At 45.8% G+C, this 13,824-nt stretch carries 12 protein-coding genes and 1 riboswitch; of the genes, 2 read left to right on the plus strand and 10 right to left on the minus strand.

The window, feature by feature from the left end; all coding sequences use genetic code 11:
• Positions 1-116: 116 nt before the first annotated feature.
• The 8 genes from metE to NSQ55_RS21810 all read right to left on the minus strand — a co-directional run bounded on the left by metE (position 117) and on the right by NSQ55_RS21810 (position 9,575).
• The gene (gene metE / locus NSQ55_RS21775; RefSeq protein WP_339169064.1) at positions 117-2,420 is read right to left on the minus strand and encodes a 5-methyltetrahydropteroyltriglutamate--homocysteine S-methyltransferase; all 2,304 of its coding nucleotides are present in this window, start codon (positions 2,418-2,420) and stop codon (positions 117-119) included.
• A gap of 154 nt (positions 2,421-2,574) precedes the next feature.
• Positions 2,575-2,781, minus strand: a riboswitch (cobalamin riboswitch).
• A 99-nt stretch (positions 2,782-2,880) separates the two neighbouring features.
• On the minus strand, positions 2,881-3,741 hold the full coding sequence (locus NSQ55_RS21780) for an undecaprenyl-diphosphate phosphatase (protein WP_076184194.1): 861 nt from the start codon (positions 3,739-3,741) through the stop codon (positions 2,881-2,883).
• 50 nt (positions 3,742-3,791) lie between these two features.
• Positions 3,792-4,415: a DedA family protein gene (locus NSQ55_RS21785; protein ID WP_036682974.1), complete on the minus strand. Its 624-nt coding sequence runs from the start codon at positions 4,413-4,415 to the stop codon at positions 3,792-3,794.
• Between the two features lie 17 nt (positions 4,416-4,432).
• A complete protein-coding gene (locus tag NSQ55_RS21790; protein WP_339169067.1) occupies positions 4,433-6,382 on the minus strand; it encodes an FtsX-like permease family protein in 1,950 nt (649 codons plus the stop codon).
• Positions 6,357-7,127 (minus strand): ABC transporter ATP-binding protein, encoded by a 771-nt coding sequence (locus tag NSQ55_RS21795; protein ID WP_339169069.1) that lies wholly within the window; start codon positions 7,125-7,127, stop codon positions 6,357-6,359. Before NSQ55_RS21795 ends, NSQ55_RS21790 begins: the two co-directional genes overlap by 26 nt.
• 85 nt (positions 7,128-7,212) lie before the next feature.
• Positions 7,213-8,220: a sensor histidine kinase gene (locus NSQ55_RS21800; RefSeq protein WP_076130702.1), complete on the minus strand. Its 1,008-nt coding sequence runs from the start codon at positions 8,218-8,220 to the stop codon at positions 7,213-7,215.
• Positions 8,217-8,918, minus strand: a complete 702-nt coding sequence (locus NSQ55_RS21805) for a response regulator transcription factor (RefSeq protein ID WP_076184197.1) — start codon at positions 8,916-8,918, stop codon at positions 8,217-8,219. The genes NSQ55_RS21800 and NSQ55_RS21805 overlap by 4 nt, the downstream gene beginning before the upstream one ends.
• A 162-nt stretch (positions 8,919-9,080) precedes the next feature.
• Entirely contained in the window at positions 9,081-9,575 is a 495-nt protein-coding gene (locus tag NSQ55_RS21810) for an NlpC/P60 family protein (protein WP_339169072.1), read from the minus strand.
• Positions 9,576-9,810: 235 nt separating this feature from the next.
• On the opposite strand from NSQ55_RS21810, the gene NSQ55_RS21815 reads away from it, so the two are divergent.
• Positions 9,811-10,242, plus strand: coding sequence for a hypothetical protein (locus tag NSQ55_RS21815; RefSeq protein WP_339169075.1), 432 nt, complete (start codon positions 9,811-9,813; stop codon positions 10,240-10,242).
• A 638-nt stretch (positions 10,243-10,880) separates the two neighbouring features.
• Here the strand turns inward: NSQ55_RS21815 and NSQ55_RS21820 are convergent.
• Positions 10,881-11,675 (minus strand): TIGR00266 family protein, encoded by a 795-nt coding sequence (locus tag NSQ55_RS21820; RefSeq protein WP_038572584.1) that lies wholly within the window; start codon positions 11,673-11,675, stop codon positions 10,881-10,883.
• Between the two features lie 300 nt (positions 11,676-11,975).
• Here NSQ55_RS21820 and NSQ55_RS21825 point away from each other — a divergent pair, with 300 nt between their 5' ends.
• The gene (locus tag NSQ55_RS21825; protein WP_076277386.1) at positions 11,976-12,872 is read left to right on the plus strand and encodes a rhodanese-related sulfurtransferase; all 897 of its coding nucleotides are present in this window, start codon (positions 11,976-11,978) and stop codon (positions 12,870-12,872) included.
• Positions 12,873-13,127: 255 nt separating this feature from the next.
• On the opposite strand, the gene NSQ55_RS21830 is transcribed toward NSQ55_RS21825, so the two are convergent.
• Complete coding sequence (locus NSQ55_RS21830) at positions 13,128-13,799, minus strand: YitT family protein (protein ID WP_076130250.1); 672 nt, start codon at positions 13,797-13,799, stop codon at positions 13,128-13,130.
• Between the last annotated feature and the right edge of the window lie 25 nt (positions 13,800-13,824).

Raw genomic sequence — 13,824 nt, forward strand, 5'->3', positions numbered from 1 at the left:
CTTCTTTTTCTTTTTCATTCTAACAAGATTGAGAATTATTATCAAGTAGCTGATTATAAAAAAATAAGTGAACTAAAAAGCCAGGGTAAATTACCCTGGCTCTAATTTATTTATGTCTATTTTGATGCAATAACCCCTGACTTTTCCCTCGCAATAGCAGCAGCGCTTACCATGTTACGTAGTGCATCCTCTGTCTCCTGCCAGCCACGTGTTTTCAGACCGCAATCCGGATTAATCCAGAACTGTTCAGGGTCCAGCACCCGCAGCGCACGATCGATATTCGCCGTCATTTCTTCTACAGCCGGAACCCGCGGGCTATGGATGTCATACACTCCAAGACCGATTCCTTTATCATAGGCCTGCTCCTCAAAGCTGATAATCAGCTCCCCATGGCTACGTGAAGTCTCAATGGAGATTACATCAGCATCCATAGCCGATATGGAATCGATCATGTCATTGAATTCGCTATAGCACATATGCGTATGAATTTGTGTCGTAGCCTTCACATGGTTCGTAGCAACGCGGAACGACTTCACTGCCCAGTTCAGGTAATGCTCACGGTCTTCTGCCTTAAGCGGAAGTCCTTCACGTATAGCCGGCTCATCCACTTGAATCATTTCGATGCCTGCATCTTCCAACGCTTTTACTTCATGGCGAAGGGCAAGAGCAATTTGATTGGCTACCTCTTCCCGGCTGAGATCATCACGTACAAATGACCAATTGAGGATAGTTACAGGACCCGTCAACATTCCTTTAACCGGAAGCTTCGTCAACGATTGTGCATAGACACTTTCTTTAACAGTCATAGGCTGTATAAATGCAACATCCGCGTAGATCACCGGTGGCTTAACGCAACGGGAACCGTAGGATTGAACCCAGCCATTACTAGTAAACAAGTATCCGTCCAGCTTTTCTCCGAAAAACTCCACCATATCTGTACGCTCGAACTCACCGTGGACCAGAACATCCAGACCTAGCTTTTCTTGGAAGGTAATTGCATCCGCGATCTGCTCACGAACAAATCCATCATAACGCTCCTGATTCCAGACCCCTTTACGCCATTTCAATCTCGCCTGACGCACTTCTACTGTCTGCGGGAAGCTACCAATTGTAGTGGTTGGCAGAAGTGGAAGCTGCCATTTCTCTTGCTGCACCTTTAAGCGTTCAGCAAAAGGCAAACTGCGTTGGTCCGGCAAAGCTGCAAGTGCAAGCACTTGCTCCGCCACATCCTTACGACCACGCTCAGGTAGTGCGCGGAATGCTGCAATAGCTTCACGACTAGCGGCCAGCGCTGCTTTAGCAGCTTCTCCTTTATCTGCGAGGGCTGCTCCGAGCAAACTAAGCTCTGCAAGCTTCTCATCGGCAAAAGCTAACGCATTCTTAACTGTCGCCTTCAGCTTCACCTCACCTTGAACGGTGACTGGGACATGCAGCAGACTGCAAGAAGGCTGAAGAATAAGACGATCAAGCGGCACATGAACGCTGAGCTTTTCTACCAGTTGCAGCTTAGCGTCTAAATCGGAACGCCAGATGTTCCGTCCATCAATAATTCCGGCACCCAGCCATTTGTCCTTCGGCCAGCCAAGACGTTCGATAGAAGCCAGATTCGCTCCACCATCGTGCACAAAGTCAAGACCCAAGCCTTGAACAGGCAACTCTAGCAGTGCCTCCAACGGTTCAGCAGCTTCGAAATACGTCTGTAAAATAATATTCAAGCCCGGCACGGAGCCGGCAATTTCTGTGTATATCGAGTTAAGCAGTGTTAATTCTTCTTTACTTATGCCTGTAACAATCGCTGGCTCATCGATTTGTACCCAGCTTACCCCTTCTTGCTTCAGTTCCTGTAGCAGTTGAACATAGACTGGAACAAAACGTGCAGCAATCTTGGCGATATCTGCCGCTGCGTAACCTTTGGACAGCTTAAGGAAGGTATACAGACCTAAAAGTACCGGTTTACCTTCAATCCCTGCCTGCGATTTAGCAAAACGATAAGCCGCTAGAGGTTTATTTTCAGTCAGGCGTGGTGTTTGTGTGCCGATCTCTGGAACGATATAGTGATAGTTCGTATTGAACCATTTGGTCATCTCACAGGCAGTAGCCTCAGCATTACCACGGGCCATTGCAAAATAAAGATCAAGCCCGATGTCGCCGCCATCATACGTGTACCGTGGAGGTACAATTCCAAACATAACAGCCGTATCCAACACATGGTCATAAAAAGTAAAATCATTTACCGGAATAAGCTCAATTCCTGCCTCTTGCTGGGTCTTCAAATGCTGCAGCTGAATTGCTGCCATTTCGGAGCGGAATTGCTCCTCATTTATTTTCCCCTGCCAGTAGGCTTCCAGTGTCTTTTTCCATTCGCGGTTCTTTCCGATTCTCGGATATCCAAGATTGCTTACTTTTACTTTATTCGTCATCTCGATACACTCCCTCTTCCATCTCTTATTTCAAACTCCAAAGCTACTTGCTTTCCTATAAAAAAGAGCGCCCTTCCCTAAAAAAGTCAAAGGGAAAGACGCCCATGATATACCCATGGTTAACGTCTAACACCTCCCTATCTTCCGTAGGTGAAGCAGTGCTGTTGAAACAGGCAGGTCTCCTGGCTAGCGGCGTCAACATCTTGAGCAGTCTTCCCAGCAGTAGTAAATTGCCAGTGACCTCTGTTGCTCGAGATTCTTCCGTTACAGTGGCGGGACCGCATCGGCTTCGAACCGAATTTCCCTATTAAGCCTACCGAATTACTATTTTCCGGTCAGCACCTGTCTCCGATATCATTCATCATTTGAGTGTCTTAATCTGATGTCATCATACGTGAAAGCCCCAGCAATCTGCAATAGATTACTGGGACTTCTGTTATATCGATTCCTTATAACGGACTTAGAAAAATACGAAATATACTACAGCAGCAAGAATTATACGGTATATAGCAAACGGTAAGAGCTTGATACGATTGATCAGTTTTAAGAAGAATCGCATCGATAACAGCGCAAATAGGAAGGCACTAATAAAGCCTGCGATAAAAAACGGCAATGCATCCATGGTGAAATATTGCCAGTTTTTCATCAGTGACAACAGACTGGCACCTGCCATGATGGGTACTGCCATAATAAACGTAAAATCAGCAGCGGCACGATGGCTCATCCCGAGAAGTACGCCACCAGAAATCGTCGAGCCCGAGCGTGAAAATCCAGGCCATAACGAAAAACACTGTACAAGACCTACACCAAGTGCCTGTTTGTATGTAATCTGATCTACACTCTCAGTTCTGATCTTCTTCGGCCCAAACAGATCGGCAATAATCATTAATACAGCCCCAATCACTAGACCAATTAACACTGTTGAGGTAGAGAATAAATGCTCATCAATATAATCATTAAACAGAACACCTAACACACCTGCAGGCACTAACCCTACCAGAACCTGAGTCAGCTTGAGATGCCCGCCCTGCTCCAACTGCGGTAGCTCCTCTGTTACAGGATCCAACTGCTTACGGCTGAAACGCTTTAAGCCTAACAAATCAATGAACCGATTTCTAAAAATCACAACAACCGCTAATATTGAACCCAGTTGAATAACTACTTTGAAGGTATTTGCCGTATATTGTCCAAATAACTCCTGTGATTTCAGCCACATATCATCAACAATAATCATATGACCCGTGGAGGATACTGGAGCAAATTCGGTTAAACCTTCAACAAGCCCCAAAATAATGGCTTTAATAATCGTTAATAGCTCCATGTGTTTCCCTCCTTTTTAATAGTCATTTCTATTATCAGTCCTCTACCCGCTTAGCCCTCAGTGTTCATTCTCCGGCTGCGTTTGCGGAAGTACAGAAACCCAAGGATAACTAATCCGCCAGCAATTAGTACATAGACTACATTGGAGTACACATCCATGTACATGGCAATGTCTTCCCAGGATTCGCCCAATGCCGCGCCAATAAGCACAAGCAGCAAATTCCATCCCAATGTGCCAATCGTTGTGAAGATCATAAATACTCCAAATTTCATGCCCGACATTCCCGCCGGAATCGAAATCAGACTGCGGACCAGCGGAACCATCCGACAAAACAATACAGTCCAGTAGCCATATTTATCAAACCAGGCGTCAGCCTTGTGGATATCTTTTTTAGTGACGCGAATTAGGCCCCCCCAGCGTTCAACCAGTTTCTCTAACCGGCTCACATCCAATAATCGGCCAATATAATAGAGAATTACTGCACCCAGTAGTGAGCCAGCCGTGGCAGCAATGATTACACCAGGGATCGTCAAGCTCGTCGTAGTCGTCATAAATCCTCCAAAGGGCAGGATCACTTCTGAAGGAATTGGTGGAAATATATTTTCAAAGGCCAGCATCAGAAAAATACCGAAGTAACCAAACTGCTCCATAAAATCTGTAATCCATGCTTGCATCTTGTTACCCCCATTTCTCATATCAAGTTCTTCTTCAGGTTGCGTAAATAGCGGCTGCGAATAAAAAAGAAGTATAGTCCTTGAACAGCCAAATATCCGAGTAACACCGCGCCTGTCTCCGTTGCGATAGATAAGTAGAACAACCGTTGAAGCGCAATAAAGGCAAACACACTGTGTAAAATAGCTATTCCGACCGGCACAAAAAACAACAAAGACAGCTGAATCGTAACTATTCGATTGAGTTCTTTATCCGTAAGCCCCATCTTGGACAAAGTGGAATATTGATTGCGATCATGATCAAGATCGGTATATAACCGGAAGTAAAGAAAGCTGCCTGCCGCAATAAAAAAGACAGTACCCACCAGCAAGGAAGCAAAAAGCATTGTGTTATACAATGTTTTCTGAAGTTCAAACAGCGTGCCGCTGATCACAATCGCATACGGAGAATCACTTTCATAGGACTGTTTGCCTTTATGGGCAAGATCAGCTGCGATACCTACCGTCTGCGGAAAATCCTCTACATAAAAACCTGTATAAAGATCCGTCTGCACGGGATCAATAGCACTGTAAAGCTCGTCACTGATCACGACACCACTAAAATCCCCGCCATCTCTACCATCCAGCTCCGGCAATAAATATTCGGCAATGGGGACTTGCTCGGTATAACCTATTTCTTTAATGACAAGTCCTTGCTGCAAGGAATAGACCGCTTTTACTCTGCCTTCTGTTAAACTGCGATCCCGCTGCGAACCAATCATCACCAGACCTTCGTTGCCCACCAGAGCACGCTCAGCCGTTGTGAAACCTGCACGTTGCAGGGCGAGATTATAATCACTGAAAGCAATCAAGGGAAGGCGTAAAGTGCGATCGGGTCCAGTCTGAGCTTCGACCTCAGCATATTTAATCGGGATACTAAGCGCCTCATAAGGGAGTCCGTGCGTCTTGAGCTCTTCCTTAATTTCGTTCAGATGCTGATCAAAGGGTACACCCGTCTGATTTCCTTTGGCTACATAACCCACTGCTGCAGGATAATCCAATTTCAGCTCTCTGGAAAGTGTATGTATCGATGCAAATACCCCTACGGAAGTGAAGGAGACTGCGGATACAATCGTCACCATAAAAAACATTCGGCCGTTCTCTTTCCAGCGGTAGGACAAACCGGATAAAGTGATGATATTCGTACGATGCCAATACAAGCGCCGAATGTCCTTAAGCAGCTTAACCAAACAAATACTTAGCTGGGTATAAAAGAGATACGTCCCGATAACCGTAATCGCAACGACCGGAAACATGACTTTCTCTACGGAAGCAGCTTTTGCAGTAGCCGCCATATAATAACCACTGATCAGCAGTACAGCAGAAATAATAGATAATACAAAGGATACTTTGGGTTCTTCTTCTGCCTTACGCTCTCCCTGAAACAGACGCATCAGTGACTCATTGCCGATAAAAACAAAGGTGCAAAGTGATATCAGAAAAAACAATAACACGAAGCTGCAAATCGTAAGCACAAGTGCCTGCCATGGGAGATGAAAGGTTAACAGGGGAATTCCCAAAAAAGTAGATCCGATCATCAAAAATAATTTGCCCAGAAGTAACCCGAGAAGGGTACCTGTCAGGATGGCAGAGGTGCCGATCATCATATTTTCCAGAAAAACCATGGTGTTCAGCTGTCTCTTCGTCATTCCATGCATCAATAAAATTCCGAACTCCATCTTGCGCGACTGCAGGAAGGATCCAACGGATACGAGTACGAACAAAGAACAAAAGACATAAATAATTGCCTCTGCCACCATCATCGTATGAGCCGCCGTACTATAAATTAAGCTCTTTGAAATATCCGGATGGTAAATAAACAAAGCGCACACGAAAAAGATCATCACCGAAAAAGCACTGACGACAAAATAAGCGGCATATTTGCGTTTATTACGTGTTACATTCCTATAAGCGAATTGCCGAAAGGTCATGGCTGGTTCCCCCAAGCAGAGACAGCATATCAATAATACTTTGGAAGAAAGCGCCTCTATTACTGCCCTTGTACATTTCACTATAGAAACGTCCGTCTTTAATAAAGATGACCCGGTTGCAAAAGCTCGCAGCCACTGCGTCATGCGTAACCATCAGCACCGTAGCTCCTTCTCCCTTATTCACCTCTGTCAACATATTCATGACTTCCCCTGAGGCTTTGGAATCCAGATTGCCTGTGGGCTCATCCGCCAAAATTAACGCTGGACGATGAATCATCGCCCGGGCGATAGCCGCCCGCTGCATTTGTCCGCCTGAGACCTCATACGTGCGCTTCTTCAACAAATGTTCGATGCCAAGCAAGGTAGTGACCTCTTTCAGCCTGCTCTCCATCTCTGGGACACGAGCACCTGCAAGCGTCAAAGGTAATACGATGTTTTCCTCTACAGTGAGCGTATCCAGTAGATTAAAATGCTGAAAGACGAAGCCTAGCTCATGACGGCGAAAAAGCGCCTTTTCTTTTCTGCTAAGCAGATTAGGATCTCGGCCGTTGATCAGAATCTGACCGGAGGTCGGTTGGTCGATGGTGGCAATCGTGTTGAGCAGCGTTGTTTTCCCGCTCCCGGATGGACCCATTATGCCAACAAACCCCCCCTTTTCTACAGAAAAGCGGATATGATTCAGCGCCTGAGTGGACACTTTACCCTCATATATTTTTGATAAATTATGAACATCTAGAATGGGCAAGTGTTACCTCTCCTTCTTTCGACTGGATTGCCTTCATTATACAAAGTGTACACATAGGCTGCTATTTCTGAAACTTACAATGCCCTTACACATTTGTAAGGTTTGTTATATGCTGCTCCCTAAATACAATCCGCACGGTGGTCCCGCTTCCTTCTTCGGAACGGATACTCACCTCATGTCCAAGTTTGCCGCAGATCTGCTTCACGAGATATAAACCCATCCCCGTAGATTCCTGGAAGGTTCGTCCATTCACCCCGGTAAAATAAGCATCGAACACACGCGGTAGATCTCCTGCTGGTATGCCTACTCCTTCATCCCGGATCTCAAGCACAGTCTGCTTATCTTCCGTGACCATCCCTTGGAAATAAACATGTTTGCCCTCTTCTGTCGTATAACGTACAGCGTTCGTAATCAGCTGCGTAAGGACAAAAGTGAGCCATTTTTCATCCGTGGTTACGGTAATCTGTTCATCTATTTGTATAGCTGGAAATACTCTTTTTCGAATAAAAAGACGCTTCTGCTCAGAGGTCACACCACGTACGATGGTCTCCAAATTCAGCCGTTCCACATAAAAATCGTGCTCGAAAGTATCCAGACGGGCCGTATAAAGCACGGTATCCAGTCCTTTTTTCAGACGATCCAGTTCATCACCAATTGCCGTAAAAGGAGGGCCATCCTTATCCTGAATGATCAGATGAATGACAGACAACGGCGTCTTCATGCCATGTACCCATTGATTAATAAAGTGAATATGCTCTTCTAATTTGTGGCGGTAGCTGTGCAAATCATTTTTGTAGAGGCGGAATTGCGACCCCAGTAAACCTCGCAAGCTTACGGCTAGCGGAGAATCCTGTGTAGGGCCACCTGCCTCATCGAGAGAGGAGGGCGTAGTCTCCAAACGTTCATAGAACGTGCGATTGGTGACGTAACGGTAAGCGAGGTAGCCAATCAGTAGACAAGTGCTGAGCAGCGCGGCATATAAACTTACATTCAGACCGCTGCCTCCATCCAGCCGGTACACTAATGTGATCAGGACTAGCTGGGCTAGATAGACCACGATCAGGGGGAACTGTTCCCGTAATAACAACTTCATTCCTCATCCCCCCAATTCGGAATCAAACGATAGCCTTGACCGCGCGCGGTTTGTAGTCCATCTGTGATAGCGAGAGCGGCAAGTTTTTTGCGTACACGTGTAACATATACATTTAAGGTATTTTCATCCACGAAGGCTTGATCATCCCAGATTTTTTCGAGCAGCCTGTCCCGGGTAACGATGACGCCTGATTTTTGCATTAGCTCATCTAGTATCTTGGCTTCCGTGTGGCTTAAGTCCACTTTAGCTTCGCCTCGGGTAAGGATTAGCCGCTCTACATCCAGCGTCATTCCGGCAACGTTTAGTGTGCGTTCATTATTCCCACCGGCATAGGTGCCGTAGGCGCGCCGCAGCTGACTTTTGATTTTGGCCATCGCGATTTCGTAATCAAAAGGCTTAGTGATATAATCGTCGGCTCCATTTTCCAGCGCCATTACTTGGTCCATTTTGCCATCGCGGGCAGATATAAAAAGAATAGGGCAGGTTGAAATTCCGCGAATCTGGCGGCACCAGTAATAACCATCATATTTGGGCAAATTAACATCAAGGAGTACCAGATGTGGCGTGAACGCCTCAAACTGAGTGCGGACCCGCTCAAAATCACTCACCGCCTGCGTTTCATATCCAAACTTATGTAAATAATCCTGCAGCAAAGCCACAAGTCCACGGTCATCTTCTATAATAAATATTTTGAACATATCATGCCTCCGGTCCAGCCTTAACAATATAAGGGGGTCTGCCAAATAATATATACACCGTGCATAGGGTTAGTCAAATCGGAAGGAAGAAAAAAGAACCCATGAAGCACCTGTTTACGGCACCTTCTGGGTTCTTGGATAATTTAGGTTTAAGGATATCAACTAGTCCCATTGTTTCTTCTGAATCCCGGCAAGAACTCTCTCTACAGGTGCCCAGCCGATAAGTTCTGGTTGGCTCCAGCCCGGAGCAGCTTGCAGATGGCAAATTTCCATGTAGTGATCTATCCTAACTTTATCCCAGGCATGAATGGCCTCGCCATTCCCAAGGGCCAAAGCTACATGCCCCCAATCCTTAAACTCACCGTCCACCAACCCTGAGCAAGCATAAAAAACAAACGCGCCAGCTGGCGGAGCCCCGGTATTCTTGTGCGCATCGTACAGCTCTGCGGATTCGCGTGCATCGCTGCCTCCCCACATTTCGATCCCATTGCTTCTTTCATATGCATCTTCAACAAAAGCAAGACAACGCAGCGGATACTCCTGCGACCCCAGCCGCTCCTTAGCCCAACAAATAGCACTCTCAATTTCCTTGCCAAATTCCACGTCCATTACCAATATACATTCCTCCAAAGTACGATATAGTGTTGAACACATCATACCTGAACCTGCTACTCATGAGCTGGTATTATATAGTTATCAATTAAACTATCCCAATCCTACCTGAGTGGTCATCTACTTCGGCCAACCATTACTTACAAAAACATAAAAAACCGTAAATGAGCATAGCTCATACGGCTCTAACAAACTATAAATTGGTTTAAAGATACAGGAGTGGTGATAGTGTAGTGTAGTGGTGGTGGTAGCAGTAACAGTAGTGGAGGACAATTTAAAGTTGATATTGCAGACGCCGAACGGTGATATCCCATCGAACATAAGTAACTTATTACTTGTTGGAGTAGCTCATCTGCGGGATTTATACCGTACATCTGACCGTATACGCTCCATCGCCTCCATTCTACGGGATTTATACCGTACATTTAGCCGCAACTGCTCCACCAGCTTCATTCTTCGGGATTTATACCGTACATCTGGCCGTACGTGCTCCACCGGCTTCATTCTACGGGATTTATACCGTACATCTGACCGTATACGCTCTATCGGCTCCATTCTACGGGATTTATACCGTACATTTGGCTATATGTGCTCCATCGGCTCTATCTGCGGGATTCATACCGCTCATTTGACTGTAGGTGCTCCATCGGCTCTATTCTACGGGATTTATAGCGTACATTTGGCTATATATGCTCCATCGGCTCTATTCTAAGGGATTTATACCGTACATTTGGCTATATGTGCTCCATCGGCTCTATCTGCGGGATTTATACCGTACATTTGACAGTGTCGAGTAAATCAAAGGCACTTTTGCCCTTCTTTCGCGCCACACTAGCTCATTCGTGCAAATCAAAGGCACTTCTGCCCTTCTTTCGCGCCACACTAGCTCATTCGAGCAAATCAAGGGCACTTTTGCCCTTGTCTCACGCGATACTAAACCTTTACAGCAAAACAAGGGCATTTCTGCCCTTGTTTCACCACACCCTATAGCACTACCGCTGAAACGACACGTCCTCTTGTAATGTTGTATACCTCGTATGTTCCTTATTTCGCACGCTCTTTGCTTCATATGCTCAGCATTTCCACGCTCACTCCACATTTCGCACGCTCTCTGCTTCATATGCTCAGCATTTCCACGCTCACTCCATATTTCGTATGCTCTTTGCCTCATATGCTCAGCATTTCCACGCTCACTCCACATCTCGCACGCTCTTTGCCTCATATGCTCAGCAATGCCACGCTCACTCCATATTTCGCACGCTCTCTGCCTCATCTACTCAGCACTTCACACGCTCACTCCACATTCTATATATCCTCTACTTCCACGCTGTGCAATGCGCTCACGCAGACTTATCTACCATCCAGCAGATTGCCGAGTCCGCCAAGTACGCTTCCTTCTTCTTTCCGACCGCTGTTGCCAGCAGCGGACAGGATGCGATCGGCCATTCGGCTGAATGGCAGCGACTGTACCCACACCTTGCCGGGTCCGCGCAACGTTGCGAAGAACAGGCCTTCGCCGCCGAACAGCGCGGTTTTGACCCCTTTTACAAACTCAATATTATAATCCACCGAAGACGTCATAGCGACTAGACAGCCAGTGTCCAGCTTAAGCGTCTCTCCCGGTTGAAGTGTGCGTTCCATAACATAACCACCAGAGTGTACAAATGAAAGTCCGTCACCCTCCAGCTTTTGCATAATAAAACCTTCACCACCAAAAAAGCCGGTACCCAGCTTACGCTGAAATTCAATACCGATTGAAACGCCTTTTGCCGCACAAAGGAACGAATCCTTTTGACAGATGATTTTTCCACCGTATTGCTGCAGGTCGAGCGGGATGATTTTGCCTGGGTACGGAGCAGCAAAGGTGACACTTTTACGTCCATAAGAACCACTGTGTGTAAAGACAGTCATAAACAAGCTTTCACCTGTCAACAGACGTTTGCCCGCGCCCATCAGCTTCCCCATCAAGCCACTTCCTCGCGAGCCTCCGCTGCCGTCGCCAAATATCGTCTCCATTGTTATTTCCTGATCCATCATCATGAAGCTCCCGGCTTCGGCAATTACACTCTCTCCTGGGTCAAGCTGCACCTCTACACACTGTATTTCCTCACCCATAATGGCATAATCAATCTCATGAGCACTCATCCCGCAGTTCCTCCTTATAATTAAAGTCAACATGTGACTTATGAATGAAAATATATACGTGCGTTGCGATTCACGGTTTCGCAAATCCTAACTATCCATGAAAACCGCATATATTCAGCAAAAAAATCAACCAGAGGTTCTGGCTGACCTTAATCCGGTATCCCTGAAAAATGTTATTTATTCCAGCTTTCTTCAGGTTACTGTACCACATCTCTTGTCAATACTTGATAATATGTTACAATACTTTTTATACTTAAATGTTTATTTAGTAGTCTAATTCTAATGATAAAGGTGAAATGAATGAATCCACAATCGGAATATGCAATTCTGCTATACTATAAATTTGTAAAAGTGCCGGATGCAGAACAATTCGCCCAGGAGCATTTGGCTTACTGCAAAGAGCTTGATGTAAAGGGACGAATTCTCATCTCAGATGAAGGCATTAACGGAACACTATCAGGTACGGTTGCCCAAACCGAGCAATATATGAAGGATTTGCGCGCAAACCCTCTGTTTAGCGATATCGTCTTCAAGATCGATGAGGCTGATGGTCATGCCTTCAAAAAGATCTTCGTTCGTTATAAAAAAGAACTCGTGACGTTCCGGGTCGAGGATGAACTGGACCCTAACGTGATTACCGGAAAGCATCTGGCGCCTAAAGATTTCTATGAAATGATGCAGCGCGACGATGTGGTGATTCTGGATGGTCGTACCGGTTACGAATTCGATCTTGGTCATTTCCGCGGCTCCATCCGCCCCGAAGTAGACAGCTTCAAAGAATTCCCGGACTGGATTCGCGAGAATATGAGCGACCTTAAGGATAAACCAATCCTGACCTACTGTACAGGCGGGATCCGCTGCGAGAAATTAAGCGGGTTTATGATGAAGGAAGGTTTTGGACAGGTGTACCAGCTGGATGGCGGCATTGTGACTTACGGTAAAGACCCTGAGGTACAGGGCCAACTGTTTGATGGAAAATGTTATGTCTTCGATGAGCGGATTTCCGTACAGATTAATCATACCGACGAGGATATCGTTGTCGGACGTTGCCATCACTGCGGTCAGCCAGCTGACCAATTTATCAATTGTGCTAACGATGCTTGTCATCTTCAGCATATTTGCTGTGAGGACTGTGAAACACAGCACAGTGGTCATTGCTCGGACGAATGCGAAGCAATCACGAATGCCGTGGGCTAAATAAAAGGACAAGCTGGCCGCAAATGTTTCTACACGATTCAAAGACGAGCACTAGTGAGTCTTAAGTTAACTAAAAGGTGGCGTACAGGATTTTCACTGTACGTCACCTTTTGTTATGAGCGAAACGTCCGAGCAACGCTCCTAAGGACTGCACCTTTTAAATTACGTCATATCCAGCAAAAAAAAGTCAACCAGAAACTCTGGCTGACCTTAAATGTAGTATATCCCCGAATAAGCTGTTTATACCAGCCTTCTTCACATTACCGTCCCATCATGCGGTTTACGTAGTGTAGATTGAATCTTTGGCGCCTTCACTAGCTTTGGTTTGCCTAAAGAGGTTGTAAAGGTGATCACATAGCCGGCTACGACTACTGCCATCACTGTATACATTGTTTCTTTAACAGGCATATAAAAGAGTGATAGTGCCAGAACGATTACATCCATCATGATGAATACCGTACCTACTTTGATTCCCTTCCATTCACTAACCAGCAGCGACAAAATATCGTCTCCACCGCTAGCCCCGCCACTCCGCAGGATAATTCCCGCTCCTAAACCTGTCAGTACGCCGGACAAAAGAGCTGCTAATGCCAAATTGTCCTGCAAGTTGATGACCAAACCGGAATAACGTTCCATGAGACCATAGAAGATTGTAAAAGCTCCTACAGAAACAAAAGTGTTGCACACGAACGCTTTCCCTTTGAACATCCATGCTATCAAGAGTACTGGAACGTCTAGAAGCAGAGTTGAAATCGAAGGTGAAATTCCTAATACGTATTTGCCAAGCAGCGATAATCCTACGAATCCGCCCTCTGACAAATGATTCTGAAAATTGATGTGATAATAAGTAAATGCAAGCAAAAATGTTCCAAACAAAATGACTGTCAATCGGAGCAGTACATTCACTCCGTAATTGTGGTTCCTCATACAGGTCTCCCCTTATCGTATATGG

Origin of the sequence: Paenibacillus sp. FSL H7-0943 (assembly GCF_037963265.1) — a bacterium.
In the GTDB taxonomy this organism is placed as follows: domain Bacteria; phylum Bacillota; class Bacilli; order Paenibacillales; family Paenibacillaceae; genus Paenibacillus_AQ; species Paenibacillus_AQ odorifer.

Coding starts and splice junctions, on each gene's coding strand:
- metE (WP_339169064.1), bottom strand. CDS start 2,420: ATGACGAATAAAGTAAAAGTAAGCAATCTTGGATATCCGAGAATCGGA.
- NSQ55_RS21780 (WP_076184194.1), bottom strand. CDS start 3,741: ATGGAGCTATTAACGATTATTAAAGCCATTATTTTGGGGCTTGTTGAA.
- NSQ55_RS21785 (WP_036682974.1), bottom strand. CDS start 4,415: ATGCAAGCATGGATTACAGATTTTATGGAGCAGTTTGGTTACTTCGGT.
- NSQ55_RS21790 (WP_339169067.1), bottom strand. CDS start 6,382: ATGACCTTTCGGCAATTCGCTTATAGGAATGTAACACGTAATAAACGC.
- NSQ55_RS21800 (WP_076130702.1), bottom strand. CDS start 8,220: ATGAAGTTGTTATTACGGGAACAGTTCCCCCTGATCGTGGTCTATCTA.
- NSQ55_RS21805 (WP_076184197.1), bottom strand. CDS start 8,918: ATGTTCAAAATATTTATTATAGAAGATGACCGTGGACTTGTGGCTTTG.
- NSQ55_RS21810 (WP_339169072.1), bottom strand. CDS start 9,575: ATGATGTGTTCAACACTATATCGTACTTTGGAGGAATGTATATTGGTA.
- NSQ55_RS21820 (WP_038572584.1), bottom strand. CDS start 11,675: ATGAGTGCTCATGAGATTGATTATGCCATTATGGGTGAGGAAATACAG.
- NSQ55_RS21825 (WP_076277386.1), top strand. CDS start 11,976: ATGAATCCACAATCGGAATATGCAATTCTGCTATACTATAAATTTGTA.
- NSQ55_RS21830 (WP_076130250.1), bottom strand. CDS start 13,799: ATGAGGAACCACAATTACGGAGTGAATGTACTGCTCCGATTGACAGTC.